25 protein-coding genes, 1 tRNA gene and 1 pseudogene are annotated in these 25466 nt (G+C 71.0%); 9 read left to right on the top strand and 18 right to left on the bottom strand.

Annotated features, from left to right (window positions below; genetic code table 11):
* Positions 1-4 precede the first annotated feature (4 nt).
* From OG956_RS39605 to OG956_RS39585, 5 genes are all read right to left on the bottom strand, one after another.
* Positions 5-1249, bottom strand: coding sequence for a JmjC domain-containing protein (locus tag OG956_RS39605; protein ID WP_330343202.1), 1245 nt, complete (start codon positions 1247-1249; stop codon positions 5-7).
* Positions 1250-1754: 505 nt separating this feature from the next.
* Positions 1755-2261: a DinB family protein gene (locus OG956_RS39600; protein WP_330343201.1), complete on the bottom strand. Its 507-nt coding sequence runs from the start codon at positions 2259-2261 to the stop codon at positions 1755-1757.
* A gap of 122 nt (positions 2262-2383) precedes the next feature.
* On the bottom strand, positions 2384-3568 hold the full coding sequence (locus OG956_RS39595; RefSeq protein WP_330343200.1) for a cupin domain-containing protein: 1185 nt from the start codon (positions 3566-3568) through the stop codon (positions 2384-2386).
* 104 nt (positions 3569-3672) lie between these two features.
* Positions 3673-5664 (bottom strand): carbamoyltransferase C-terminal domain-containing protein, encoded by a 1992-nt coding sequence (locus OG956_RS39590; RefSeq protein ID WP_330343199.1) that lies wholly within the window; start codon positions 5662-5664, stop codon positions 3673-3675.
* 139 nt (positions 5665-5803) lie between these two features.
* Positions 5804-7744, bottom strand: a complete 1941-nt coding sequence (locus OG956_RS39585) for a S9 family peptidase (RefSeq protein WP_330343198.1) — start codon at positions 7742-7744, stop codon at positions 5804-5806.
* A gap of 237 nt (positions 7745-7981) precedes the next feature.
* On the opposite strand from OG956_RS39585, the gene OG956_RS39580 reads away from it, so the two are divergent.
* Together OG956_RS39580 and OG956_RS39575 are read left to right on the top strand one after the other, a co-directional pair.
* A complete protein-coding gene (locus tag OG956_RS39580; protein ID WP_330343197.1) occupies positions 7982-9232 on the top strand; it encodes an MFS transporter in 1251 nt (416 codons plus the stop codon).
* Between the two features lie 258 nt (positions 9233-9490).
* Positions 9491-9831 (top strand): annotated as a pseudogene (locus OG956_RS39575) (metalloregulator ArsR/SmtB family transcription factor); the annotation flags it as partial.
* Between the two features lie 69 nt (positions 9832-9900).
* Here OG956_RS39575 and OG956_RS39570 read toward each other — a convergent pair.
* The 5 genes from OG956_RS39570 to OG956_RS39550 form a co-directional block, all read right to left on the bottom strand.
* Positions 9901-10593 carry a hypothetical protein gene (locus tag OG956_RS39570; protein ID WP_330343196.1) on the bottom strand — a complete coding sequence of 231 codons (693 nt, stop codon included), beginning with the start codon at positions 10591-10593 and terminating at the stop codon, positions 9901-9903.
* A 35-nt stretch (positions 10594-10628) separates the two neighbouring features.
* On the bottom strand, positions 10629-12533 hold the full coding sequence (locus tag OG956_RS39565; protein ID WP_330343195.1) for a hypothetical protein: 1905 nt from the start codon (positions 12531-12533) through the stop codon (positions 10629-10631).
* 370 nt (positions 12534-12903) lie between these two features.
* The gene (locus tag OG956_RS39560) at positions 12904-13116 is read right to left on the bottom strand and encodes a hypothetical protein (protein WP_330343194.1); all 213 of its coding nucleotides are present in this window, start codon (positions 13114-13116) and stop codon (positions 12904-12906) included.
* 708 nt (positions 13117-13824) lie between these two features.
* A complete protein-coding gene (locus tag OG956_RS39555; protein WP_330343193.1) occupies positions 13825-14064 on the bottom strand; it encodes a hypothetical protein in 240 nt (79 codons plus the stop codon).
* Between the two features lie 366 nt (positions 14065-14430).
* Entirely contained in the window at positions 14431-14994 is a 564-nt protein-coding gene (locus tag OG956_RS39550) for a helix-turn-helix domain-containing protein (protein WP_330343192.1), read from the bottom strand.
* Between the two features lie 235 nt (positions 14995-15229).
* Between OG956_RS39550 and OG956_RS39545 the strand changes: the two genes are divergently transcribed.
* From OG956_RS39545 to OG956_RS39530, 4 genes are all read left to right on the top strand, one after another.
* On the top strand, positions 15230-15640 hold the full coding sequence (locus tag OG956_RS39545; protein ID WP_330343191.1) for a helix-turn-helix domain-containing protein: 411 nt from the start codon (positions 15230-15232) through the stop codon (positions 15638-15640).
* Positions 15637-16236: a sigma-70 family RNA polymerase sigma factor gene (locus tag OG956_RS39540; RefSeq protein ID WP_330343190.1), complete on the top strand. Its 600-nt coding sequence runs from the start codon at positions 15637-15639 to the stop codon at positions 16234-16236. The genes OG956_RS39545 and OG956_RS39540 overlap by 4 nt, the downstream gene beginning before the upstream one ends.
* A complete protein-coding gene (locus OG956_RS39535) occupies positions 16233-17237 on the top strand; it encodes a BN159_2729 family protein (RefSeq protein ID WP_330343189.1) in 1005 nt (334 codons plus the stop codon). Before OG956_RS39540 ends, OG956_RS39535 begins: the two co-directional genes overlap by 4 nt.
* A gap of 1229 nt (positions 17238-18466) precedes the next feature.
* Positions 18467-18838 carry a helix-turn-helix domain-containing protein gene (locus tag OG956_RS39530; protein WP_330343188.1) on the top strand — a complete coding sequence of 124 codons (372 nt, stop codon included), beginning with the start codon at positions 18467-18469 and terminating at the stop codon, positions 18836-18838.
* Between the two features lie 18 nt (positions 18839-18856).
* Here OG956_RS39530 and OG956_RS39525 read toward each other — a convergent pair whose 3' ends face one another.
* The 4 genes from OG956_RS39525 to OG956_RS39510 form a co-directional block, all read right to left on the bottom strand.
* Positions 18857-19138: a hypothetical protein gene (locus OG956_RS39525; RefSeq protein ID WP_330343187.1), complete on the bottom strand. Its 282-nt coding sequence runs from the start codon at positions 19136-19138 to the stop codon at positions 18857-18859.
* Positions 19104-19910: an IS3 family transposase gene (locus tag OG956_RS39520; protein WP_330343186.1), complete on the bottom strand. Its 807-nt coding sequence runs from the start codon at positions 19908-19910 to the stop codon at positions 19104-19106. Before OG956_RS39520 ends, OG956_RS39525 begins: the two co-directional genes overlap by 35 nt.
* Positions 19911-19918: 8 nt before the next feature.
* Positions 19919-20176 carry a transposase gene (locus tag OG956_RS39515; RefSeq protein ID WP_330343185.1) on the bottom strand — a complete coding sequence of 86 codons (258 nt, stop codon included), beginning with the start codon at positions 20174-20176 and terminating at the stop codon, positions 19919-19921.
* A gap of 229 nt (positions 20177-20405) precedes the next feature.
* The gene (locus OG956_RS39510) at positions 20406-20618 is read right to left on the bottom strand and encodes a hypothetical protein (protein ID WP_330343184.1); all 213 of its coding nucleotides are present in this window, start codon (positions 20616-20618) and stop codon (positions 20406-20408) included.
* Positions 20619-21375: 757 nt separating this feature from the next.
* Between OG956_RS39510 and OG956_RS39505 the strand changes: the two genes are divergently transcribed.
* A complete protein-coding gene (locus OG956_RS39505) occupies positions 21376-21681 on the top strand; it encodes a hypothetical protein (RefSeq protein ID WP_330343183.1) in 306 nt (101 codons plus the stop codon).
* A gap of 297 nt (positions 21682-21978) precedes the next feature.
* On the opposite strand, the gene OG956_RS39500 is transcribed toward OG956_RS39505, so the two are convergent.
* The 3 genes from OG956_RS39500 to OG956_RS39490 form a co-directional block, all read right to left on the bottom strand.
* Positions 21979-22485, bottom strand: a complete 507-nt coding sequence (locus tag OG956_RS39500; protein WP_330343182.1) for a DUF6624 domain-containing protein — start codon at positions 22483-22485, stop codon at positions 21979-21981.
* Between the two features lie 155 nt (positions 22486-22640).
* Positions 22641-22766, bottom strand: coding sequence for a hypothetical protein (locus tag OG956_RS39495; protein ID WP_330343181.1), 126 nt, complete (start codon positions 22764-22766; stop codon positions 22641-22643).
* A gap of 189 nt (positions 22767-22955) precedes the next feature.
* On the bottom strand, positions 22956-23369 hold the full coding sequence (locus OG956_RS39490; RefSeq protein ID WP_330343180.1) for a hypothetical protein: 414 nt from the start codon (positions 23367-23369) through the stop codon (positions 22956-22958).
* Positions 23370-23652: 283 nt separating this feature from the next.
* Here OG956_RS39490 and OG956_RS39485 point away from each other — a divergent pair.
* Positions 23653-23750, top strand: a tRNA-OTHER gene (locus OG956_RS39485).
* 35 nt (positions 23751-23785) lie between these two features.
* Here the strand turns inward: OG956_RS39485 and OG956_RS39480 are convergent.
* On the bottom strand, positions 23786-24247 hold the full coding sequence (locus OG956_RS39480; protein WP_330343179.1) for a MarR family winged helix-turn-helix transcriptional regulator: 462 nt from the start codon (positions 24245-24247) through the stop codon (positions 23786-23788).
* 139 nt (positions 24248-24386) lie between these two features.
* Here OG956_RS39480 and gap point away from each other — a divergent pair, with 139 nt between their 5' ends.
* Entirely contained in the window at positions 24387-25391 is a 1005-nt protein-coding gene (gene gap / locus OG956_RS39475) for a type I glyceraldehyde-3-phosphate dehydrogenase (RefSeq protein ID WP_330343178.1), read from the top strand.
* Positions 25392-25466: the final 75 nt, after the last annotated feature.

The following is a 25466-nucleotide window of genomic DNA, read 5'->3' as shown; positions in this document are numbered from 1 at the left end:
GCGCTCAGTCCTCCGCCCGGTCCGCGGCCTGCAGGACACCGAGGCGGGCGAGTTGCCGGGCGGCGCGCACCGACCGGTCCTCGGGCGCTCCGGCGAGGAAGCCGCCGGCCCGCAGCGAACCGCCGCGGTCCAGGGCGCGGAGCGTGTCGGCGACGGCGTCGGGCACGGCCAGCCGGTGGCCGTTGACCAGCAGGGGGGTCCTGCCGTCGCGGCTCGGCCCGAGTTCGACGGGGGTCCCGGTGCGTCGCACCCGCGCCTCGGCGGTGAGGGCGTCCAGCCTGGCGAGCCGGGCGAACTCCCGCGGCCGGTCCACACCCGCCTGCGCCCGGCCGACCGCGGCGAGCCGTGCCGTTTCGTCCTCGGGCGCCAGCGCGGTGAGGCGGGCGCACAGGTCGGCGACCTTCTCGCGGTAGCGGTCGGCGATCCGGCTGCGCCGACCGCCGTCCGCCGCGCCGTCCACCGCGCCGGACGGGTTGCCGCCGAGGAACGGCACCGCGTGGAACGCCTCGTCGCGCAGCAGCTCCGCGACCGTTTCGGCGAGCAGGTCGCGCCAGCGACGCGGGGCGACGGTGACCGACAGATGCAGGGAGACCTGCTCGCGGGCGGCCGCGGCATGCGGCGTGCCGTGGGGCAGGTAGAGCACGTCGCCCGGGTGCAGCGTGGTCCGCAGCGCGGGCTCGCCGAGCCGGTCGGCGGGGTAGCGGGCGCTGTCCCCGCGGCGGTCGGCGGGCGGCTGCCAGACCTGCCAGTCCTTGGTCCCCTCGATCTGGACGACGAAGACGTCGACCGGGTCGTGGTGCGGGGCGTACCCGTCGTGTCCGGCCGGTGTCAGGAAGCCCACGACCTCGGCGGGGCAGGCGAAGGTGTCGGCGAAGAGGTCGACCAGGTGCCGGACCGAGGGCAGCAGGTGCTCCAGGTGGTTCCAGGTGACGGTCGCGCCGGAGCGGAACAGTTCGTACACCCGCTCCGGTACGACGGTTTCGGCGAGCCCCGTCGCGTGGTCGCCCGTGGTGCGGGTGTAGGCCTTGCTGGACAGGCCCTGGCCGTCCCTGGCGAGGCGCACGTAGGCCGGCGGGACGACCTGCAGGGCGATGACGTCGTCGAGCCGGTCCACCGTGATCAGGTCGCGGACCCGGTCCGCGAGCGCTCCGCGGCGCAGCAGCGGCTGCCGGTCGAAGTGCTGTGCAAAGAAGCTCTCGGTGTCGCCGACCAGGGACGCGAAGGTCCAGTCGGCAGCGGTGGTTCCCACGGTTCTCCGCCTCCCACGGGCACTCGCTCCAGCGGGCCGAGAAGAGACTTCTCGGCCCGCTCGCGCATGTGGTCGGGTGGGTACGGCCGCGGCGTCGCGCACCGGACTCGCACCACCCCGGGCCGAAGGGGCGGCGTCGTTCGGCCGCCGCCCCTGTGGCCGTACCGGGTATTACTGGATGTTGACGTAGTACGAGGTGGCCATCAGGTCGGCGGAGGTCTCGATGAACTCGATGTCCTCGAAGGTGTTCTCCATTTTGAACTCCTTTTCTCGGTTCCTCCGGGCTTTTCCCGGTGGTGATGTAATAGTGGCCCATTTCCGGGGGGCGACGCAACGCCTGCCGATGTTCAACTCCTTTCTTTTCGAAGCGAATTGAGAGACCAGAATTCAGGGTGTTCAACTGGCGACAGGGAACGGTCGAACACTCCGGCACTCTCCCGGAAACAGCGAAGAGCCGTTTTTCTCCGCGTACCGCGCGGAGAAAAACGGCTCTTCGCTGTGCGGGTCAGACGCCGACGGTTCCGTCGATGCCCTCGCGCAGGAAGTCGGCGTGTCCGTTGTGCCTGGCGTACTCGTGGATCATGTGGAGCATGACCATGCGCAGCGAGACCGTCTGGTTCTTGCGGCGGTCGTACGCCAGGACGTCCAGGGACTCGACCGCCGCCTCGATGCGGCGCGCGTGCTCGATCTCCGCCCGCCAGGCGTCGAAGGCCTCCTGCCGGTCCGCGCCGCGCACGTCGTAGGCGACCTGGAAGTCGAAACTGTCCGACCAGACCAGCGGGACGTCCTCGCCGGCCACGATCCTGCGGAACCAGGACCGCTCCACTTCGGCCATGTGCCGCACCAGGCCGAGCAGCGAGAGCGTCGAGGGCGGCATCGACTGCCGGCGCAGTTCGTCGTCGGTGAGGCCCTCGCACTTCATGGCGAGGGTCGCCCGGTGGAAGTCGAGATAGCCGCGGAGCATCTCGCGCTCGTCGGCGGTCGCGGGAATGGCCGCGCGTTCGGTCGTCACTGTGTTCCTCGCGGTGCTTGTCGTGTCGTCGTCGCCGCCGTCGCGCGCCGGCGGCAGCTGTGCGGCTCAGCTGCTGGTGAGGCCGCACAACTGCCGTGTCCGCGGACGGCGTTCCATGCGTACTATGCCGCCACGAGCTCCAGCAGACCGAGCCGCGCCAGGCCCCGAGCCGTGTTCGCCGCCCGCGCCGGGTCCGCGCCGGGGAAGATGTCGGAGGCGATGACATGGTCGCCGGCGCTCATTCCGGCGAGGGTTTCGGCCACGGGCGCGGGAATGGCGACCTTGTGACCGTTGACCGTCATCTGGACGCGCCCGTCCTGGTTCGCGCCGAATTCCACGTCGGCGTCGGTGAGGCGGAGCGCCGAGCCGGCCTCCAGCCGGTCGAGGTCCGCCGTCGTACGGAAGGTGTTGCCCATGGAATTTCCGGGCATCCGGCGGCCGAGCTCCGCCAGCCGGTCCAGTTCTGCGGACGGTTCCACAGCCTCGAAACGGGCCGTGAGGGCGCGCACCTTCTCCCTGAAGACATTCTCCACCGAGGCGTCCCTGGATTCACCGATGTAGGGGAACTCGTTGAACTCCGGGTCCGCGGTGAGCTCGTCGAAGGTCTGCCGCAGCAGGTCCTTCCACATCCGCGGCCGGATCATGATCGAAAGGTGGACGGAGGCGAGGTCCTCGGCCGCGGCCGCGTGCGGGGTGTCGTAGGGCAGGTAGAGCACGTCCCCCGGCTCCAGCAGCACGTCGATCACCGGCTCGCCGAGCTGCTCGGCCGTGTAGGACGCGGCCTGCGCCTGGCGCACCTGCGGCGGGTCCCACAGCCGCCACCGCTTGGTGCCCTCGGTCTGCACGATGAACAGGTCGACCGGGTCGTGGTGCGGGGAGAAGCCCTGCTTGCCGGCCGGCGTCAGGAAGGCCACGCAGTCGGTGCGGGCGCCGAACCGGTCGCTGATCACCTGGGTGAAGCGGCGCAGCGAGGAGTCGACGTGGTTCAGGGAGCTCCAGACGATGGTGGCGCCGGCCCGGAACAGCTCGTACACCTTCTGGGCGTCGACCGTGTCGGTCACGTCGGTGCCCTGCACGGTGATCGTCCTGGTGAAGCCCTTCTCGGGCACGCCCTGGCCCTTGAGGTTGACCCGCAGATAGGGCGGCCGGATGATCTCCAGCTGGACCAGCTCGTCCAGCCTGCGCAGCGACAGCACCCCCTGGGGGTCCTTCAGCGCGCCCTTGCGCAGCATCGGCTTCTTGTTGAAGTACTCGGCGAAGAAGGCCTTTTCGTCCCCTACGAGGTCGGCGAAGGTGTAGTTCGTCATGCCCTGTCCCATCTGTTAGGTGCGTGTCGGATGCCTGGAGGGCGGCCGGCCGGCGCCACGGCTCGGGGCCGACTGCGCTCGGGCCCGTCCGCGGTGACGGACCGTCAGGCCGTACGGCGCGGCGGGGACCCCACGGTGAAGGCGGCACCCGGACCGTTGTCCCGGAGGAACTCCTCGAGTCCCTGGGCGAAACCGGGGTCCCGGGAGGCCACCCGCTCCGCGAGCAGCCGTACCCGGCCCGGGGTGAACGTCTCCGGGTCGGCGAGGAGTTGCGGAGTGCCCGTCATCAGCAGCAGGGCGGCCTCCGTGTAGCCGCGCTCCAGCCAGGAGTTCCAGATCGCGTCCCGGTCCGCCTCCTGCCCGGCGAACAGTTCCTGCGCGCGGGGACGCGGCCGGTCCGGCACCGGCAGCCCCGCCTCCTCCGGGCCGCGCAGGGCCACCCGCCGGCCCCCGAGATAGGCGATCCGGATGCCCTTGCGCACGCAGAAGGTCAGCGCCTGCGCGGCGGTGTCGACGATCGGTTCGCCCTTGTCGTTCAGGGACGTGTTGCACACGATCGGCACGCCGGTCGCCGCGCGGAACGCGTCGATCGCCCGGTACAGCAGGGGATCGTCCTGCTCGGTGAGGGTCTGGTGCCGGGCCGTGCCGTCCAGGTGCAGGATGGCCGGCACCTTGTCCCGCTGCTCGGGGCGCACGACCGCCGCCTCCAGCATGTACGGGGAGGGGCGCTCCTGCTCGAACCAGTCCCGGGCGTGTTCGGCGAGCACGATCGGCGCGACCGGCCGCCACCACTGCCGCTGCTTGTACTCGTTCAGCAGGTCCTTGACCTTCTCCGAGCGGGGATCCCCGAGCAGGCTGCGGTGCCCGAGCGCGCGCGGCCCCATCTCCGCCGCGCCGTCCGCCCACACCACCACCCCGTCGGCGAGGTCCTGCACGAACCGGTCGGCGGAGAACTCCGAGACCTCCTCGATCCACGGCGCGAACTCGGTGATCGCCTCGTCCACGTCCGCCAGGTCGTTGCCGTAGTAGGCGCTGTCGATGCGCAGCTCCGCGCCGTCCAGGGCGCCCGAGCCGTACAGGCCCAGCAGCCCCATGCCGAGGCCCACCCCGGAGTCGTTCGCGCACGGCGGCGTGAGCAGGCCGCGGAACCCGAAGCGGTCCAGAACCAGGGTGTTGGCCTGGACGTTCAGCCCGAAGCCGCCGCTGATGGACAGATGACAGTCCTCGGTGCGGACCCCGCCGAGCTCGGCGAGCTTCTCGACGTTGCGGATCACGATCCGCTCGCAGCACTCCTGGACCACCTTCATCACCGCGCTCTGCAGGTTCTCCTCCGCGGTGAACCGGGAGTCCGGCCGGCGGTCCCCCGCCAGCTGCCGCTCCGCCTCGGCGATGACCTTCTTCACCAGGCCGAAGGAGGCCGCCCAGGGCTGCACCCGGCCGCCGAACAGCTCCAGTTCGGCGACCTCGGCGGCGGCGTCGTAGGCGATCGCGGTGTCACAGGCCGACGCCAGCGCCATCAAAGTGCCCGGCTCCTTGCCGAACAGGCGGTCCGCCGCGTGGTAGAGCGGGGCCGGCGACTCCACGGGGGCGAAGGTGATCCGCCCCCTCACGGACACGCACCCGGCGTAGTAGTAGGGCGGGAGCCGGTCCTCCAGGACCAGGTCGGGGGCGGCGTCCACCGCCATCCCGATGATGTTCTCCTCCCGGAAGACCCGGGTGTCCATGAGAATCCCGCTGAACAGGTGCGCCAGGCTGTGCACGGGCAGGTCCTCGGCGCCGGACGGGACGGGCACCGGGGCATGGGCCGGCAGCCCCGGCGTGCCCCAGCTGGCGCTCAGGTCCGCCGTCGACAGCCCCTCCGTGGCCAGCAGCCGGTCGAGCAGCGCCCGGGTGCGCTCCGGGGTGAACAGCGGCCACGCGTGGTGCTTCTGGCCGCTGATCCGCTCCAGTTCCCAGTGGCGTACGAGTTCCACGCGGCCGGCAGTGCGCCGCCACAGGGAGACGTTGTGGTCGTGCCGGGGGGAGATGACCGAGCGTTCGCCCGGCGGGGTCAGATATGCCGAGAGAAAGTACTCGGCGGCGCTGGAATCCGTCACCGTCGCCTACCTCATTCCTGCCTGTATTCCTGATCGGATCGCTGGATGCACGAGCTGGGCAGGCCCCGGACGCCGTGCGGACGCGTCGGCGATCGGCGCCGCCGGGGCGCACGGCCGGGGCCGGGGGAAGGCGGCCGGGTCACAGGTGACGGGACCACCACTCCAGGATCGCCTCGTACCGCGCCACCCGGTGGCTGGGCAGGCCGGTGCGGGACATGTCGTGGCCCTCGCCGGGGAACAGCAGCATCTCGGCAGGGACACCGCGGGTGCGCAGGGCCACGAACATCCGCTGGGCCTGTTCCATCGGCGTGTGCCGGTCCTCCTCCGACTGGATGAGCAGCATCGGGATCCTGATCCGGTCGGCGTGGGTGAGCGGGCTGATCTCGGCCCACCTCTCCTGGTCCGCGCCGTACAGGGCTATGGAGTTGTTCACCCCGTCGTCGGCGGAGCCGAAGTGGCTGTCGATCGCGTAGCACCCGCGTTCGCCCATGGCGGCACGGAACCGCTCGCCGTGGTGCGCGGCCATCCACGCCGCCATGTAGCCGCCGAACGAGCCGCCCTGCACCCCGACCCGCGTCTCGTCCAGGTCGGGCGCCTGCAGGGCCGTGTCCAGCAGCGCCAGCAGGTCGCCGGCGGTGATGCGCGCCAGGTCGTCGGCCGCATACCGGCCGTGCGCCTGCCCGTATCCGGAGGTGCCGCGCGGATTGCCGAGGACGACGGCATAGCCGGCGCTCGCGTAGACCTGGGCCTCCTCGAAGGACGCCGGGCCGTTGAGGGTGTACCCCCACTGCGTGAAGGGGCCGCCCTTGATCTGCAGCAGCACCGGATGCGGGCCGGGACCGGGCGGGCGCACCGTCCAGCCGTGCAGCAGATAGCCGTCCTCGGTCTTGGCGGTGAACTCCTCCACCGGCAACAGGCCTGCGCGGGCCCGCAGTTGAGCGCCGAACGGGGTCAGTTCCCGCTCCTCGCCGCCGGACAGCACCACCAGGTCGCCCGCGCTCTCGGCGCTGGAGAGCACCGCGGCGATCGTGGTCCCCTGCGGGCCCTCGGCGACCGCGTACCCGTTGACCTGCCGGCGCCCGGTGATGACGGGCCGCGGCGTGCCGCCGTCGTAGGGCACGAGGACGAGGTGGACCTCGCCGCGGTGGTCGTTGGCGAAGTAGACGCCGTCGGAGGCGGGCGCGATCATCTGGCTCGCGAAACTCAGGTGATACGGCTCCGGGTCGGTGAGCCGGCGCGGCGGCGCCGAGCCGTCGACGGGCACCGACCACAGGCCGTAACTGTTCGCGCCCGTGGCCCGGTTGTGCTCGTCGAGCGTCTCAGCCGCGAAACACACCAGCGTGCCGTCGGCGGAGAACCGCGGGCAGCCCAGCTCCAGGCCTCCGTCGGTCAGTGCGCGCAGTCCGGCACCGTCCGGGGTGCAGACCCAGATGTCCCGGCGCAGGTCGTCGGCGTGTGTCTCGTGCCGGCCCGACACGAACGTCAGCAACTGCCCGTCGGGGCTCCAGGCCACGTCGTAACTGGCGTGCTCCCCGCTGGTGATCTGCGTCGTCACCGGTTCCTCGGCGAACGGATCCGTGACGAAGATCTGGTGCGGCCGGTCGAAGGTGTAGCCGATGCCGTCCGACATGTAGCGCAGGGTGGTGATCCGGCGGGGCCGCTCCTTGTGCGGCGGGACGCCCGGGAGGTACCGGCCCGGCTCGGGCACGCGCGCCGCGAAGGCGATCCGGCGCGAGTCCGGGCTCCAGACGGGCTGCCCCGCGCCCAGCGGCAGGTCGGTCACCCGGAACGGCTCGCCGCCCTCCATGGGGAGCAGGTGCAGCTGCGCGGGCCCGGTCGGCCCCGGCCGCAGGAAGGCCAGCCAGCGTCCGTCGGGCGAGAAGGCCGGAGCGCCGTCGTTCGAGCCCTGGGTGAGGCGCCGGGCCGGCGCGGACCCGTCCGTCCGAGCCACCCACAATTCGCTGGTGTTCTCGTCGGCGTCCACATCCGGCCGGAAAACACTCACGACCGCGTACCGGCCGTCGCCCGACAAAGTGGGACGGCCGAGAACGGGAAGCAGATTGATGTCGGTGGGAAGCATGCCGTCGACGCTAGAAGCGCCCGGTTCGGCGTGTCAACGAAGGCAATTCGGCGCATGTTCGGAGCAGCCTGAAGCCGGTGTCCAACTGCGGCCCGGAGCCACTTGAACGCGACCGGACCAGCGAGTCCGCGCAGCTCAACACCCGTCCGCGCAGGGCGGGTTGCTCAGCGGCGTTTGACAAAGGACACTCTCCTGGGAGCCTTGCGGCACGCAAAGACGGAAGGGCGAGAGGGACTCATGAAATTCCTGCGGAAGGGCCCATTGGCACATCCGGGATTCCGTCGCCTGTGGATTTCCGGATTCATTTCGGAGAGCGGCGACTGGATGTTCATGGTCGCCATGCCGGTGTACGTCTACGAGCTCACCGGTTCGGTGGGCGCGACCGCGACGAACTTTCTCGTGGAACTGCTGCCGGCCCTGCTGCTCTCTCCGGTGGCGGGGGTGCTGGCCGACCGCTGGGACAGGCGCCGAACGATGATCGGGGTGAGCCTCGCGCAGACGGCAGCACTGCTGCCGCTGCTCGCCGTGCAGGGGCCCGGCGAGGTGTTCGTCGTCAACATCGTCACCGCCGTGCAGGCCGCGCTGGCCACCGTGTTCCAGCCCGCCAAGTACGCTCTCCTGCCCTCCCTCGTCGAACGCGAGGACGTACCGGCCGCCAACGGGCTGGTCAGCCTGAACGGCAACCTGGCCCGGCTGTTCGGCGCGTCCGTCGGCGGATTCGTGCTGGCCTGGTCCGGCCTGCCCGGCATCCTCGCCGCCGACGGCGCCTCCTTCCTGCTGGCGATCCTGCTGCTGCTGCGGCCGTTCGGGGTCTCCCGGAAAGTCCCGGTCGACCAGACGGCCTGGCGCGCCTACCTGGAGGGGCTGCGGGAGATCAGGAACCGGGCGGGGCTGCGGGCCATGGTGGTGACGGTGGCTCTGATGGGCTTGGCGCAGGGGCTCTTCGCGGTCCTGTTCGTCGTGTTCGTGACCGACCGGCTGGGCGGCGGCGAGAGCGACACCGGTCTGCTGCGCGGTGTGCAGGCCATCGGCGGCATGGCCGGCGGGGCGCTCGTCGGCACGCTGGCCCGGCGGATCGAACCCGGGCGGCTGCTCGGCTGGTCCCTGGTGGTGTTCTCCGTGATGACCGCGGCGACCTGGAACAGCGCGTATCTCACCACCTCCATGCCCTTCTTCGTCGGCCTGTTCGCCGTCCTGGGCGCGCCCGGTATCGCGGCCTTCGCGGGCCGGATGTCACTGACCCAGATGCACACGGAGGATGCGACCCGAGGCCGCGTCCTTGCCACCCTGCAGAGCATCTTCGACGGCTCCCAGGCCCTGGGCCTGATCTGCGCCGGCACTCTCGTGGCCCGGATCACCCTCCCCTTGGCCCTGGACGTGCAGGCCTCGCTGCTGGCCCTGGCGGGCCTGCTGGCGCTGTGGAACGTCCGCCGGGTGGTCGCCGCGGCCGAGCACCCCTTGCAAGCCTTGGACGCGGCCCGCACCTGACGCCGTTGCCGTGACCGGTTGTCGGTCCGCGCGGGCCCAGGGCGCCGGCATGAGGCGGGGCCGTGCCACGGCCCCGCCTCATGCCCATGAACGGCCTGGTCGGGGACCGCACATCGTCCCTTGCAACGCCGCCGAGGACATCGCCGAGCCATACCGCATCGCCGAACCGACGCCGCTGAACGACGGGCCCTGGCGCGCTTCCTGACCGAGCAGCGGCCGCACTCCCCGCCGGCCCGCGGGGCTCAGGCCGGTGTGCTCCGCGATGCCGAGGACGCCGACGGCTCCGACGCGGTCGTCGGGCGGAGGGGGTCGTCGACGACGTACGCACCGGTGAGCGCCTCGCCTACCGCCTTTCCCCTCCGCCTCCCGACGGCACCCCCGCCTTCACCGCCCACGTCGGCCTCGGCCTCCGGTCCACCGAGACCGGCACGGACCTCGACGTCCACTGGCGGATCACCGACACCGCTGCCGACTCCGCGGACTTCGTCGCAGGGATCGGCATCGGCTTCCGTCAGAGCCTCGGCAAACTCGCGGCGATCCTCGCCGCGGAGACGCACCACACCGCCGGCCGTGACGACGGCGTCCACAGGGGGCGGTGAACTTCTGCCAGGCGGTGCGGGTGTCCGTCACCCGCGGGGGCGCGGGCCGCGGTCGGGGCCGGAGGCGGGTCAGCGGACGTGGCGGTGCATGGTCACCGTCGGCGTGAAGTCGGCCAGGGGGTCGCTGCCGCCGCTGGTGCGCGGTGCGCGTGCGGCCTCGCGGTCGAGGACGGCCTTGACCTGCCGGGCGAGTTCGTCGGCCCGCTGGGTGATCTGTTCGATCGGCAGGCGGGACGTCTTGAGGGCGGCCACCTGGCGGCTGATGCCGTTCAGTTGCTCGCGTGCCTGGCGGCTCAGACTGAACTGCCGGGGTGTGGCGACGACGAACTGGTAGGCGGCGGCCAGGGTCTGGCATGCCGGGCAGTGTTCGTTGACGGACCTGCTGAGGTTGGTGGCGTTGATCAGGCGCGCGCTGCGGCCGGCCGTGGTGAGGATCTGGTAGGAGAGGGCGACGGAACGGCAGGGGTCGGCGGGGGAGCATCCCGCCGATACCGCGGTGGCCCGGTTGTTGGCCGTCACGGCGACGGAGGGGCCGTATTCGTGGATCGCGAAGGATTGGTCGAACTGGTTCACGTGAGTCCTGTCTGCGTGGCTGAGCGCGGCGTCGACGGCGGTGGCGACGTCGTGGAAGACGCCGGCGCGGCCAGGGGTGGCGCGTGCCGCGGTGGTGACGGCCGTCATGGCCAGGCCGGCGGTGAGGGCGGCGCCGAGCCGGACGGCGGTCTTGGCGGCCTTGGACGTGTGCGGCTTGCGGTGCTGCATGGTGTTCTCCTGCGAGGGGGTGATCATGCGTGGGGTCAGAGATGGCTCGGGGTCGACGGCGCGGTCGCCGGGGCCGAGGGCGAGGTGGACGGAGGCTGCGAGGGCGAGGAAGTGAGGGAGGGCGACGCGGTGGGGGGCGGGCTCGGGGACGCGCTGGGCGAGGGAAGCGGGCTGGTGGTGCCGGCCGATGTCGTGGGGCCCGGTGTGCCGGTGCCGGGTGTGGGGGTCGCCGGTGACGCGGTGGGCGAAGGGGCCGCGCCGGTGTGCGGGCCGCGTGCGGTGGGGTGGGGGGCGGGCGCGGAGCGGCTCTGCTCGGGAGTGGCGCCGGCGTCGCGGCGGGTGGCCGGATGCGTCCCGGTGGTGTGTGCGGGGCTGGGGGACGCGGTGCGCGGTGCGGGGTGGTCCGGTTGCAGGACGGGGGTGACCGGGGCCGCCTGGGGAAGCGGCTGGGGGGTCAGGCCCTGCATCCAGGCGGTGGCCAGGACGGTGCAGCCGGCGGCGGTGGCGGCGGCGAGCGCCAGGCGCACCACCGGTCTTCCTTCAGTGGCCTTCACGGCAGCGCGCCACAGGCGGACCGCCAGTCGGGAGACGAGGTAGGCGCCTCCCGCCATGGGGCACAGCAGCATGAGCGCGCCGATCACGCCGACCAGCCCGGCCGCCGTGTGCCCGGCGGTGAACGCCGCGATCGTTCCCAGGCATTGGTCGTGCAGGCCGCGTGCCGCGGTGGCCAGCACGCGCGGCAGGTTCCACAGGGCGTACGCGGCCTCGGCGAGCACCAGCGGAACCATGGTCAGGACCCACACCGTCACGATGGTGCGCGCGGAGCCCCTGAGGTCTGCCACCTGCGCGGCGGCCTGGTGGCGCCCGGGCAGCAGGCTCAGCAGGATCGGCTTGACCTTGCCGTACAGGTCGGGGACGCCGGCCAGGTCGCCCAGGATGTAGTAGCCGTCCAGCCGCACCGCCGGCATGAGCTGCTCGAGGACTTCGAAGTGCGCGAGATACACGGCGGCGAGAAGGAAGGACTGGCCGGTGAGCAGGTAGGCCGCGGTGAGGGCCAGCATGAAGAGGGCGTTGAAGTAGACGCCGCCCAGTCCGGTGCGCAGACGGCCGGTTCTCCCGATCCGGTACACGTCGGTGACGTCCGTGTACATGGAGGGCCAGATCAGGAAGATGCCGCATCCGATCTTCCCGGGCACTGCTCCGCTGTACCGGCAGGCAGACGCGTGCCCGAACTCGTGGAAGAGGAGGGAGGCCACGGTCAGTGCGAAGATGATGAGCATCCACAGCGGCTGTTCGAGCACTTGCAGCACGGGGGTCATGGCTCCGTGGACGGCGAACAGCCACACGTCCATGGCGACGACGCCCGCGAGGGCCGGCACCACCACCGAAGGCCGGTGCAGCCACGCGAGCGCGGCGGCGATGCGGGCCACCTGCCCCTCGTGGAAGATCACTGTGTGGCCGCGCAGGGCCAGCAGCAGATCAAGGCGGGGAGCGACGACCTCGCCGGGGCGGTCTGCGAGGGGGGCGGTGATCCCGAGCGGGGCGAGCTTGTGGTCCACGAGGTGGACGATGTTCTCCGTGGTGACCTCGGCCCCGTAGCGGCCGCTGACCCGGTGGGAGATCGTCTCGGCGTCGCGGACGCCGTCGACGCTGCTGACGACGAGGTACAGCAGGCGCGACAGCTGGATGACCTGTCCGTCGCCGCGGCGGACGATGTACCGGCGCTCGGTGGTGCCCGACCCCTTGTACTCGCCGAGGGTCTGCAGACCCTGGCTCAGGCGCGGGACGGGCGCGGCGCGCGGGGATGGGGGGCTGCCGGCCGTCGTGGCGGGTGCCGGGTGCGCGACGGGATCGGATGCGGGAGTGGCGGCCGCCTGCCCGGGGCGCGGAGCGCTGGCCTGGAGGGTGGTGAGGCTGCTGTTGTCTTCGGACGCCGGCATGGTCTTCTCCTGGGCGCATCTGACGGTTCGACATGTGTGCGCGGTGTGCGGCGGATGCCGGTGGGGGGTCGTTGCATCCCGGCAGCCGCCCGGGGGGTGCGACCGCACGGGGACCGGTCACGGGCGGCGGATGTGCGGTGGGGTGGGGTGGGGTTCGAGGAGGGCCGCTTCGACGCGGAGGGGCTCGGCCCGCGGGACCGGTGCGGGCCGGAAGCGCGCTCGCGGCGTCCCCTGCCGGCTGCGGTGGCAGCACCCGGCTCGTGGCGCACCATCAGCGGGGAAGCGGCGCGGCGCGCTGAGCATCCGCGGAGCCGGCCGGGCAGCAGGGCCGGGTCCGTCTGCTGCCGGCCCGGCCCTGCCTCATCAGGTGTTACTGCTGCACGCTGATGCTCTGCGCGGCCTCGGACTGGGCGACCGCGTACGGCGAGCACTGGTTCAGCGCGGCCGACTCGTTGTGGGCGTCCACGTGTGCCACTTTCTTCGTGACGGTGGTCATCTTGGTGAAGTTGAACGAGAACTTGCCGAGCGCCTCACGTCCCGGCAGCAGTTCCGCGGTCTCGGCGTCGAGCTGGTCGGTGTTCATGAAAAGACTCCTTTGATCCTTCAAGTGGTGTGTGGACAAGACGAGTTCCGGTGAGGTGCGCCCCGATGAGCCGCCGGGCCGCTGTCCGGTCTCGTTCCGGCCTGCCGGCGCGTTCCGGCTGACAGCGAGTGAGCAGCAGGCTGTCTGCACGGCCGCGCCGCAGGGTCGGTGGACGGCGGGAAGCCCCCGCCTCCGCAGCCGGGTCATGCGGACACCCGGCTGCGGAGTCGGGGCACGGCGGAGCCGGGGGGAGAACCGCCCGCCGTCCAAAGTCTCCGGACGTTTCGTCCGGAGGCTCCGGACAGTAGCTGAAACCGAAGGAAAAGCGCAAACAATCCAAATCAGACATTCATCCACAGCCGCACCTCTGTTCGCTCCTACGGCATGACCAGGTACGACTGCGACGGTGCGGCACCGCGGCCGCGTGGCGCTCAGGAAGCTCGACCACGCCGAACTTCGGTGGCCGGCCGCCGTAAAAGCCGCTCGACCGGCCGGGATTTTTGCCTCTCGGCAACAGAATCAAGAGCGTTCTCACGGCGAGATCCGCTTTCGATACACGCCCTCCGGACGTGCCGCTGCGGCCGCCCGGTTCAACAGGCCCCGCACAAAGGCGATTTCTGCCGGCCTTTCGCCCGCGGAAGGGCGTTTCGCCGGCACCCGGCCCGAGGGAGGAGAAGACGAATCGCGTTCGTCAGGCGCGGGCAGAGCTCAGCCGACGGTCAGTCTGTAGACCGTCAACTCGTTTCCGTCGACATGAACATGGAAATCCGGCGGGCCTGCGCCGAGTTCGGGAACGGCGTTGTTGACGGTCTTGAGCTCCGCGGCGCTGAGAACGGCGGCAGCAGCCTTGATCATGTCGGTGAACGTCGTCTCCGATAGCTGCCGGAGCGAGTCGCCGGAAAGCAGAACCACCGCCTCGCCGGTGCTGCTGCGCACGACGGCGGTCATGGGGGCTCCATGTACGACAAGCACCTGCTACCCCTCTCGGCGTGGCCTTTCCGACCCGCTGAATGCCGGCACGGCAGGAGGATATCCCTCGCTCTCCCTGTGACCGTGAGCCGTGGTGCAGGCGCTGGATTCCGGGAAGATTCCGCCGAGCTTAGCGGGAGAGCCATGGCCGAGGGTGACGGACCCGGCTGGCGTCCATGTGCTCGATTCTCACGGCCGCAGGCCCGGGGATGCCGCCGGTGATCGGTGCGCGGCGCCCCGGTCGAAGAGCCGGGCCACCGGCACGGACCGGAGCGGACGACGTCCGCAGGGCCGCCCGCTCCACCCACGATGCCGGGCCGGCCGGGCGCACAGCCGCTCGGGCGGTCAGTTCATGCCGGGACCACCGGCATGCGGTGATCCGCGCCAAGGGATCCCGGCCGGAGCGGTGTCATCTGCGTGTGCGCCGCGTGCACTTGTTTCCCTGCAGGGCCCCGGTTCCCGGGCCGCGTCGATTTCCGCCTGGAGTTCGATCGCGTGGACGATGCTCCCGGTCAGCGTCCTGCGAATGATGGGATCGGTGATTCTCCACGCGGTCATGGCCTCGTCCGGCGAGAGCGTCGCCGAGTTCGTTCCGCGCCGGGGCGGTTGAGGCCCTCGCTGCTCGGGAACGAAACCGCTCTCCACCATCATGATCCGGTGATCAAGGTTGAGGACTGCCGCCCACTTCGTCAATTGCGAGGCCAACGGGAAGGTTTTGCCGTCCAGCGTCCGGCTGATGGTGGTCAGGCTCAGACCGGTCGCGGCCGCCAGTTGCGCCCGGCCGCCCTGTCGCCGGCGGACGTCGAATCCGGCTGCCATCGCAGCTCTTGTGAGATAGGCGCCCACCAGCTGCGCCCGAGCCTGCCGTTCGGTCCGGATTTCGTGGGGGGATTCCTTCGCACTCCGCATGGTCGGAGGGTAGCGCGCACGCACGTTGTCCCATGCTGGTTGCACGCGTGCACCTTTGCAGGTCACAACCTAGATCGGCATTTCTGCAGGCCATCTCCCGAATGTCGCATCTGTGTGCGAATCAAAATACTCTTGCGTCACTCATGCCCGGCAACTTGCATATGTTGCGCGCGTGTGGGTTAGCCACACTGACGCACGTTGCTGAGGGGGTCTTTTGACCATGCTTCGCCTTCACATGGCCATGCTCCTGGTAAAGGCCAGGGAATTCGGTGACGAAAGCGTCGCCGACATGGCGCAGCGCACCGGAATCAGCAGGTCGACGCTCCACCGGCTCGCGACCGGAACGAAACAGCCGAGCCTCGCGACCCTCTGGACGCTGCGCGACGCCTACAGCGTCCGGCTCGACGCGCTCGTCTACGACGACCCGCAGACGATGCGCGGCAATCGTCCTCCCCACGGCAGCGTGTGCCTGACCAGGACCGTCACCGCTTCCGGCGCGGGGGCCTCGACCGGCACGCGGCCGGGTGACGACCGGCCCGGCCCTGTCCCCGGGGCCCCGGCCCGGATGCGGTCCTCGCACCACCCCCTCGGTTCCGCCGACGAGCCCGCCTCACTTCTGTCCACGCACGATCGGGAGCACCCTTGACCACTCACGCTCACAGCGCTGCCCGCGGCGGCGGCGCCACGGGGGAACTGGCCCTCATCACCCGTGCCCAGCAGGGCGACCGCGAGGCGTTCGCCGAGCTGTACCGGATGCACCACGGCGTCATCGCCGCGCTCATCGGCCGGCGCGTCAGATCGAACACCGCCCTGGCCGAGGACCTCACCGCTGACGTCTTCATGAAGGCATGGGCCAAGATCACCACTTTCACGTGGAAAGGCACGTCGATCCGTGCCTGGCTGTGCACCATCGCACGCAACGCGGTCACCGACCACTTCAAGACCGCCACGACACGTCACCTCACCTTCGTCGACCACATCACCCAGGTCGGAGACGCCTGGGCTCCCGAGGCAGGCAACCCCGAGGACACCGTCCTGTCCTCGCTCGCACTCGACGACCTGCGTCACGCCCTCTCCGAGATCACCCCCCGTCAGCAGGACGTCATCCGGCTGCGGTTCCTGGGCGAGATGTCCGTCCACGAGACCGCCCGCACCATGGGCACCACGGACGCCGCCGTCAAAACACTCCAGTGGCGCGCGCTCGACTCCCTCCGCAAGGCCTACGTGGGAGCTGTGGCATGACCATGGCCTACGGCGAGGGCACCGATGCCGAGCAGGAACTGACCGCGCGGCTCACCGAAGTCGCCCACGCCTTCATCGCCGGTCTGAACGCACAGGGCCGGCTGGTGGAGACCGGCGGGGCCGACACCCTGCGACGGCTCAGGGAAGAGAACCAGACGCGGCACAGTCCGCCGGAGGCGGAGCCCGGCGACGTCGAGGCCACCGAGACTCCTGTGCTTCCCGCACCGGGCGCGCCGCCCCCGTGGGAGGCGGTCGTCACGCCTCGCGCCGGCGAGGACACCTCCGGCGTACCCGCGTCATCCCGCCCGCTGCACGTCCTCGGCGCGCCGGAGCCTGTGCCCATGAGTGCGAACGCGCCCGGCTCGTACGACGCACCGGACGGCACGCCCGCCCCGGCCGAACCGGCACCCGCCCGGCAGGCCGCCGCGCCGGCGCCGGCCTTCGCGCGGAGCGCCGACGCCCAGGAGCCGCCCACGGCCGGCGACAACCAGACGCAGCCGTCGGCCGCCGTCACAGCGGCCAGGCTCCGGGCCGAGAACGCGGGCCGGCTCGAGGTCACGCAGATCACCTCCGATCACACATGCGTCACCGTCCACATCCACGCCATGTCGCTGGCCGACTGGGAGTACTGGCTGACCGCGATCGGAGCGCCGCTGAACGCGCCGACCCAGCGCAGCGGATGGGTGCAGACCGCCACCGGGCACCTCGACGGTGTGGAGGTTCGTCTCACCGCGGACGTCGTGCCCCGCCTCCTGGAGGAGGCGGCGCAGCGGGCCACCGAACCCTTCTGCCTCGGGGGCCGCGTCTACGACCTCGCCGTCGGCCACACCGACCGCCTCGGCCAGACCTGGCACTACAACGGCCAGCGCGAGGAGGACAACACCCCCTGCTTCACCCTGGGCGGTACGAGCGGCCCGCCCTACCCGCTCACCTCCATCCTCATGGCCAACGGCCCCCTCACCCCCGCTGCCGCGGACCCCGACCGCTCCGAAACCCGCTGAGCACGCGTCACAACACCGGCCGTCGTCCTCTGCGCCCCGGATCCGCGCGCCGGAGCGCCGTCCGGCAGGCGAGGGCCGCCCCAGGCCGCAAGGATCCACCCCGGCTGCCGGGAGGGCGGCCCTCGGGCGCGATCCGGGCGCACCGGGCCCGCCGCCGCAAGGCCGGGGCGCCTGCCGGTTCCGGCCGGGTAGAACCTCGACGGCGCCGGCTCGGCCCGCATGCGCGAGGCTTACGTCGGCCCGTCGCCGAAGGCGAGTGCCCGGCCCCGCCGCCGGGCGGTGCGCCGCTCGCCCAGGGTCCTCGCCGACCGGCACCACCGCCTCGCCCGCGGCGGGCCGAAGCGCCTGACGTTCCACGCCCGCGCCCGGCCGCGCCGTCGACAGCCGGGTCATCTGCGCGGCAGAGCCCGGGTGAAGCCCTGTAGTGCCTGGCGTCGTCGGTGACTTCCCCGGCCGGCTGCGATGCCGTGGCGCGTCGCGCTCCCGCACCCGGCCGCGGACCAGCCTTCGGGCCGCCTGCGCACCGACCCCGGCGGGCGTGCCGTATCCGGTCGGCCGAGCCGCCCGCGCCCAGCGGCCCGCCGCGCTCTGCGACCAGGTCACCGGTCACGTCGAACCCGTCGGCGGAAGACCACGGAAGCATCGGGACCGGCCGCCCGGCGCCGGCTTCCGAGGCCCGCGCCGCCACGCTCGTCCCCGCCCCGGCGACTCGCGGCCGGGACAGCTCCGCCTGCACGCCGGCCCCCGACCCACCGGCCTCGGCCGGACGGCGGCGGAACATCTCCCCCACTCCCGGCCCCGGCCCCTGTGACCGCGTGCGTGGTGGCGCCGCACCGCTCGGCCGTTCACGTGCGGCCGGGGACCTGCTCACCGGGCCGTGCCCGGGCCTGAACTCGAGCCGCCACTCGGGCACCGACAAGCGGACGCGGCTGCGCAGCCGTGCGCGGAGCCCACCGTGGGCGAGGTGGTCGGCACACAGGCGGGGGTGCCCGCCGGGGGTGTGCCGGAGGACGTGGCCCGGGCGGAGGCGCGGCCCAGGACTCGCCACAGCGCATGCGCTCTCTGTGCACGTTGCCGGCTGAGCCGGCCCGCTGGTGTCGGCCACGGCGCGCAGTCGGAGGGCAGCGTAGCGCAGGGTCCCGGTGGGAAAGAAGGTGCAGAACGCCCCGGCGGCAGGGCCGTTAGACTCATTGACAGGCGGTCACTCCCTCTCCACAGGAAGAACCGGCGTGCCCAACACACTGCAGGAAATGATCAAGCTCAAGCTGGACCAGAACGGCTGGTCCTACAGCGATGTTGCGCGCCGCGGTGGCATCTCCCGTTCGACGGTCCACCATCTCGCGACGTCGGCGCGGCTGGCGCAGATGCCCCAGCAGACCACTCTGGAGGGCTTGGCCAAGGGACTGGGCATCCCGGTGGCGCCGGTACAGCGGGCCGCCGCCGAGGCCGCGGGCGTCAACCTGTACCTCGAGGACGCACCCGAGGCAGCGGATCCCGAGGTGGCGATCCTCATCGCGAGCGTGCACAAGCTGAGCCCGACGGACCGCCGGCATGTGGCCGCCCTCGTCGAGTCGCTGCTGCAGGCGAACGAAACCCAGTAGACAGGGCCGGCGTTCCGGTCACGCCCGGGACCGCCCCTTCGGGTGCGCAGGCGTCGGGTGCGCAAGCGGTGGAAGCGTCCGCGCCGTGGTGATCCAGTCGATGACGGCGTGCACGGTGACGCAGTCGAGTTCGGCCAGTCGGAAGACGGCCTGCACGTCAGCGGCAGCCAGCGGAACACACACCCTGTCCAGGGCTCCGTACAGGCGCAGTCGGTGGGCGTGGGCGGTGGAGGTGTCCTGTCCCGCGTGGATGTCGGGTCCGCGGTCACCGGTGGCGTGCAGAGGTGGTGTCGTTTCCAAGTGATCCGCCTTGGTGTGGGTCGGCCGGCTGGTCCGGCGGCTCGGGCCTGAAGGGGAAGCGCTCGAAGGTCTCCCTGATCCGGTCCTCGAGGGAGTGCGGGTCCGGCCAGGGAGACGGCCCGTGCAGTTCGCGGTGAATGGTCTCCCAGAAGGCTCCGGCGACCGTGTGGTCGCACCGGTCCCCCACTGTCGCGCGGACGGGCGCGCAGCCGAGCGAGCCGGCCCGCTCGGTGAAGGACCAGGCCGGCAGGCTCTCGTACGCGGTCCCGCCGGCCGGTTCGGCACGCGCGGCGCGGGTCATGGCGGCCATGAGGGCGTGGTGGACGAGGGCGCGGTGCGCTGTCACGGCGGTGCTCCAGCCGATCAGGCAGCGGGATGCCGTGTCGAGGACGACGGCCGTGTACAGGGGGCCCCGGCGTGTGATGAAGGGGAGGACGTCGACAGTCCAGCGCCGGCCGGGCGTGCGGGCGCCTTCCCGCGGCGCCTGTCCGTGCGCCCGTCCCGCTCGGCCGCGGATCCCGGTGCCCTTCATGATGAGCTCCACGGTGGTGTGGCTGACGTCGATGCCGTAGCGGTGGACGAGTTCCTGCGTCACCCGGCGGTATCCGTAGGTGGAGCCGGACTCCTGGTGGATGTCGAGGATCAGGCGGGTCAGCCAGGCGCGGCGCAGTGCTCGTGGCGAGGGGCCTCGTGCGCGCCAGGCGTAGTATCCGGACTCCGAGACGTCGAGGAGTGCGGCGGTCCTGCGCACCGGGAATCCGTGCGGTGCCATGCGGTGGATCACCTCGTAACGTCTTTTGGGGGCATCATCTGCCGCATGGTGGCGACGAGTTCGCGGCACAGGAGGACTTCCTGCTCCAGTTCGTCGATGCGGGCGCGGGCCTGTGCCAGGTCCGATCCGGAGGCACGCAGGCGCCGCCAGCGATAGACGGTCTGCGGGGAGACGCCCAGTTGCCGTGCCACTTCCTTGGCCGGGCGCCCTTCGGAGACCAGTTGCTCTGCGCGGGCGCGCAGTGCTGCGGGGTGAGAACTGCTCACGGGGATGCCACTCGTTCGTGCCGCTGCCGAAGGACGGGGGAAAGGACCTGCGCAGAACGCCGGTTCACTGCCCGGCGTCCGCCGGTGGACGGCACCGGGTCGGGGACCGCCGGTACCTGCACGGACACAGCCGCCGGCCGTGTCCATCGCCCGGCACACCGCGCGAGCCCCGGTCCCTGCGGCGCCGCGGGGGCAGGCCCGGGAGCCTGCCCCCGCGTCAGGGGCCGTACTACTGACGGACGCTGATGGACTGGGAGGCCGCGGACTGGGCGACCGCCAACGGCGAGTCCTGGTTCACCGCCATCGACTCGTTGTGCGCGTCGACATGCGCGATCTTCTTCGAGACGGTCGTCGTCTTGAAGAAGCTGAACGAGAACCTGCCCAGGGCCTCGCGGCTGGGCAGCAGTTCGGCGGTCTCGGCCTCGAGCCAGTCGTTGTTCATCGGAAAGCCTTTCGTGAAGGAAGGGGTGTACGCGATGTACGCGAGACAGAAGCTGGGCCCGGCGGCGGACGGACCAACTGCTGCCGTCGGCTGCGCTCCGTTCCCGGTCGGCGCCACCCGGCCATGGGGAACGCGCAGGCAAGCGCCAACCCCGCTGTCCGGAGACTCTGGACAGTTCGTCCAGAGAGCTTGGACGGTAGCCGAAGGAGACGGTCAGGGCAAACCGTCTATTTCGGACAATCGTCCAGAAGCGCCCGCCTGTTCCATTCCGTGCCCCTGACCCCCACCTGCGCCACCTCGCCCGTGCAGCACGACACGCAAGGCCCGGGACGGCCTTTCCCCGCGGACGGCCGGCAGGCATCTCTCAGCGAGAAATGAACTCCACAAAAGCGAGGGCAGCACCGAAACCCGCATCATCGGCTCCGCCCTCGCAGCACCACGCATTTCCTCAGGAGCGGCTCCGAGAAACACCGGGCATTTCCTGCGCCGCATTCACACCGTCGGACTCCATCGGTCGCACACTCGCGAACGGGATTGCGGGGTAGGCAAGTTCACCTGGTTGGACGCCCTTCCCAGGCATGGCACGCTTTCCCCTCAAGCGGCGCCGCATTGCCGCTGAGCTGCCGTTTCGATATCTCTCCTGGACCACCGACCCAATCGACGAGAACTCGGCCCGCAAAAGATTTCCGGGTTATTGATGTAGCGTCAGATTCAGTACCAGGGCGAGACCGGCCCTGAATGTCTGAAAGGAGATCAGGTGAAGACCTTTGCTAAGGCAGCAGCAGGCACGCTTCTCGCGGTCGGCGCTGTCATGGCGCCTCTCTCGACGGAGGCGGCCGCCGCCCCGGCGGACTCCGTGACATCGGTGACGCCCTCGTCCCACTGGGGCGACCACCCCGCCTACGGGTACCGTCACGCCGGTGACTGGCGGCGGTACTGCGACGAGGACCGCTACGACCGCTGGCGTCACCGCGACCACTGCCGCGACGACCGCTACTACGGCTGGTTCCGGTTCGGTTACGGCCGCCACCACCACCGTGTCTTCTACTGGGACTGCTACTGACCTCCTCACCTGGACGAGATCCGCGCCGCCCGCTGTCAGGGATTCCTGACAGCGGGCGGCCCGCAAACCGTCCTTCCCCCGGCCAATTCCCTGCCCCCACGCACCGCGCGCCCCGACCCCGCGTTCGCCAGGGGCGGTCGCAGCTTCGGTCAGGGGCTGACAAGCGACCGAAGCGACTCAAGCGACTCTGGACCGAACCTGGATGACCGTCTCCGCACCGGCCGACTCCCCCAGCACCAGTCTCGACTTCCTCGGTTTGACTGGGCGGCCTGTGGATCGTTCCTCATTGGCGGGGCGTCAGGCCATGGCAAACCTGGCGACGTACTCCTCGAAAGGCTCGATGCCGACTTCCGCGCGGAGTTCGTCCACGCGCTCGGGGTCTTCACAGGGCCACGGAACCGGCGCCCCGTCCTTCACGCCGGCGATCTGAGTGCCGTAAACCTGCTTACGGCCTTCGTTGACCAGCGTGCGGTCGCGCAGAAACGCCAGCTCGCGCGGGCTGGCCAGGCCTGCCGACACCGCCTGCTGCATCAACTGGAGGGCACGACGCTGAACGTCGAGCTGCCGGTCGGCGTGCTGGGCGATCAGCCATGCCGCGCGTGCGGCCTCCTCGCCGACCAGCTCCGCCGTAGGCCAGCCGTACTCGTCCATGATCTCGCCGAGCCGGTCACCGTGCCGGGCGGTCAGCCGCCGCCACGCCAGCTGCTCGGCGGGGTCATCGCTGTTCGCGCGGGCTGCGGACTGGTGGTCGGCCGCAGCCATGTCCGTGAGTTCCACCGCCAGCGCGGCAACGTCGTTCGTCACCCTCGACTCCCGGGTCGCATCCGTGCTCTGTGTCCGCCCGCAAGCCTAGAGGTGGAAATTGGGCATAAAGATCATTCCGGAGAACGGTGACAGACGCCTTCCCGTACCGGGATAATGGAACAACCCCCGGAGCCAGAGCCGGATCGCTGCGACGGTCACTGCCCCGTGAGGGCAACGGCGGCGGTCGCCGCCAGGCCCCCGGCCGTCGGGAACGCGGAGGCGTTGACGCGTGCGGACAGGCCGCCCGCCGCGGCCATGGGCACGGGTTCCAGAGCGAACAATGTCGTCCTGCCGCGACGCCGCTGACGAAGCAGGTCACGCAGGCCGTGAGGGTACTGGGGGCCGACCCGGCGGCGGCCAGGAACACATCACAGCAGCGTGCCGAGGACCATGCCCGCGCCGGACGACGCGCTGCGACTGCCCAGCCCCTCCGGCCTGCGTCGCGGGTGGGTGCCGTGACTGGTAGCGGGTCAGCAGTTGACGGGAGGGTTGCCGGAGGCGACTCGGCAGAAGTCCGGCGCGGGTCCGCCGTCGACGGTGCCGGCGTTCGGGCCGACGGAGATGAAGTCGCTGTCGGCGCCGCCGAGGATCCTGCCGGTCGCCGTGGTACCGGCGTTGGCTGTGATGAAGTCGCCGCCGGTGCCGCCGTCGACGGTGCCGGCCACGAAGCCGTTGATGACGATGTAGTCGCTCCCGCCCAGGCCGTTGACGGTGTCGCCCACGGCAAGGGCGCCGCAGACGATGCTGTCGGAGCCGGCGGTACCGCTGATGGCCGTGCCGGACACGGGGCGGCCGTTGACCGTACATGACGTCAAGGCCTGTGCGGGCGTGGCGATCAGAGCGAGGGGAGCGGCCAGGAGGGTGGCGGCGCAGAAGGACCGCATCGCATGTCTCATCATGCCACAAAGTGGTACATGGCGATTTAATGATCGCAATGCCGGACATTCATGATATCCACCGTTCGGAGCAGTCTGCCGCCCAGGCCCGCGGAGGCTGACGACGATCACGGCGCCCGCCCTGTGCACGTGCCGCGCCTGGGATCCCGATCCCGGTGCTCGCGGGTCGGACGGTACGACCGGTCAGCGGCGTGTCAGAGGGACGTCAGCCCGCCCTGGCATCGTGGAACACGTGAACGGCGCCGCGGGAAGGCCGCGGGGCCGGGAGCAGGGAGAGGTGCCCGGAGCGGCTGATCGGGGACCAAGGGCACACGCCCGGAAGTCGGACTCCTTCGAGGGTCCACGCAGGTTCGAATCCTGCCCTCTCCGCGCCACTCGCTTACAGGTTCGAGGCAGGGATGGTCCTAGTGTCCGGCTTCGGTGCCGAGCTGCGCCAGGCGGGTCAGGGCCGGCAGGGCCGCGGCGATGGCCTGGCGTTCCGCGGGGGTCAGCTGGGCGATCAGCGGGGTCAGGTGACGGCCCCGGTCCTCGTGCCGGGACTGGCCGATCTTTCGGCCACTGTCGGTGATGTGGACGAGGACGGCGCGGCCGTCGGCCGGGTCGGGTCGGCGTTCGACGAGGCCGTCGCGTTCGAGCCGGGTGACCAGCTGGGTGAGCCCCGGCTGGCTGATCTGCTCGGTCCTGGCGAGTTCGGTCAGCCGTTTCGGACCGCTGGTGGCCAGCGTGTCCAGCACGGACAGTGTGGTGAACGACAGCTTCTGCACTGCGGGAAGCCGGATGTAGTAGCGGTTGAAGTTCTCGATCGCTCTGGTGAGGTCGGCGACGTTCAAGTCGGTTGTGCCGTCGGCACGCTGAGTAGATGTCACCCTGGAAATGTATCGCAGGCTTATATAAGCTCCTGATCGATCGCGTGCCGGCGCCTCGTCCAGGCGCACGGTGTGCATGGCACCTCGGCGCAACGGCGCGTCAGTGGACTTGTAGAGCGCTAGGTGAGGAACCCACCACATGACTGTGCGAATCGGCATCAACGGCTTCGGGCGTATCGGTCGCAACGTCTTCCGTGCGGCGGCCGCGCGGTCTTCGGAGCTGGAGATCGTCGCCGTCAACGACCTGGGCGATGTGCCCACGATGGCCCACCTGCTCGCTTACGACTCGATTCTGGGGCGCTTCCCCGAGGAGGTCACCGCCGAGTCGGGCGCGATCCGCGTGGGTGACCGGACGCTCAAGGTCCTCGCCGAGCGCGACCCCGGCGCCCTGCCGTGGGGTGACCTGGGAGTGGACATCGTGATCGAGTCCACCGGTATCTTCACCGACGCCGCGAAGGCGCGCTCCCACGTCGAGGGCGGGGCGAAGAAGGTGATCATCGCCGCTCCGGCCAGCGGCGAGGACATCACGCTGGTGATGGGCGTCAACGACGGTGACTACGACCCCGACCGCCACACCATCATCTCCAACGCCTCCTGCACCACCAACTGTCTCGCCGTCCTGGCCAAGGTGCTGCACGACGCCGTCGGCATCGACACCGGCATGATGACCACGGTCCACGCCTACACCCAGGACCAGAACCTGCAGGACGCCCCGCACAAGGATCTGCGCCGGGCCCGGGCCGCGGGCCTGAACATCGTGCCGACCTCCAGTGGCGCCGCCAAGGCCATCGGGCTCGTCCTGCCGGAACTCGCCGGCCGGCTGGACGCCTTCGCCCTGCGGGTGCCCGTGCCCACCGGCTCGGTCACCGACCTGACGGTCACCACCCGCCGCGGCACCACCGTGGACGAGGTGAAGGAGGCGTACGCGGCGGCGGCCTCGGGGCCGTACAAGGGCTTGCTGTCGTACGTGGACGCGCCGCTGGTCAGCACCGACATCGTGGGCGATCCGGCCTCCTGCGTCTTCGACGCCGGGCTCACCCGGGTGTCCGGCCCGCAGGTCAAGGTCGTCGGCTGGTACGACAACGAGTGGGGCTACTCGAACCGTCTCATCGACCTGGCACTGCTCGTCGGGTCCTCTCTGTAGTTCCTCGCCGGCCCGGCGTCTGCACCACCCGCACGTCAGCACCGGTCGGCCGCCGAAAGGCGGCCGCCGCTTCGG

Origin of the sequence: Streptomyces sp. NBC_00557, from assembly GCF_036345995.1 — a bacterium.
Taxonomy (GTDB): domain Bacteria; phylum Actinomycetota; class Actinomycetes; order Streptomycetales; family Streptomycetaceae; genus Streptomyces.
Note: the sequence above shows the minus strand (reverse complement) of the source record. Positions and strands in the feature narration are given on the sequence as shown.

Bases quoted from the DNA above. Each gene is read 5' to 3' on its own strand.
- gap (WP_330343178.1), top strand. From the start codon at position 24,387: ATGACTGTGCGAATCGGCATCAACGGCTTCGGGCGTATCGGTCGCAAC.
- OG956_RS39565 (WP_330343195.1), bottom strand. From the start codon at position 12,533: ATGCCGGCGTCCGAAGACAACAGCAGCCTCACCACCCTCCAGGCCAGC.
- OG956_RS39585 (WP_330343198.1), bottom strand. From the start codon at position 7,744: ATGCTTCCCACCGACATCAATCTGCTTCCCGTTCTCGGCCGTCCCACT.
- OG956_RS39560 (WP_330343194.1), bottom strand. From the start codon at position 13,116: ATGAACACCGACCAGCTCGACGCCGAGACCGCGGAACTGCTGCCGGGA.
- OG956_RS39510 (WP_330343184.1), bottom strand. From the start codon at position 20,618: ATGAACAACGACTGGCTCGAGGCCGAGACCGCCGAACTGCTGCCCAGC.
- OG956_RS39555 (WP_330343193.1), bottom strand. From the start codon at position 14,064: ATGACCGCCGTCGTGCGCAGCAGCACCGGCGAGGCGGTGGTTCTGCTT.
- OG956_RS39580 (WP_330343197.1), top strand. From the start codon at position 7,982: ATGAAATTCCTGCGGAAGGGCCCATTGGCACATCCGGGATTCCGTCGC.
- OG956_RS39490 (WP_330343180.1), bottom strand. From the start codon at position 23,369: ATGCGGTCCTTCTGCGCCGCCACCCTCCTGGCCGCTCCCCTCGCTCTG.
- OG956_RS39535 (WP_330343189.1), top strand. From the start codon at position 16,233: ATGACCATGGCCTACGGCGAGGGCACCGATGCCGAGCAGGAACTGACC.
- OG956_RS39545 (WP_330343191.1), top strand. From the start codon at position 15,230: ATGGCCATGCTCCTGGTAAAGGCCAGGGAATTCGGTGACGAAAGCGTC.
- OG956_RS39595 (WP_330343200.1), bottom strand. From the start codon at position 3,568: ATGACGAACTACACCTTCGCCGACCTCGTAGGGGACGAAAAGGCCTTC.
- OG956_RS39570 (WP_330343196.1), bottom strand. From the start codon at position 10,593: ATGCAGCACCGCAAGCCGCACACGTCCAAGGCCGCCAAGACCGCCGTC.
- OG956_RS39550 (WP_330343192.1), bottom strand. From the start codon at position 14,994: ATGCGGAGTGCGAAGGAATCCCCCCACGAAATCCGGACCGAACGGCAG.
- OG956_RS39520 (WP_330343186.1), bottom strand. From the start codon at position 19,910: ATGGCACCGCACGGATTCCCGGTGCGCAGGACCGCCGCACTCCTCGAC.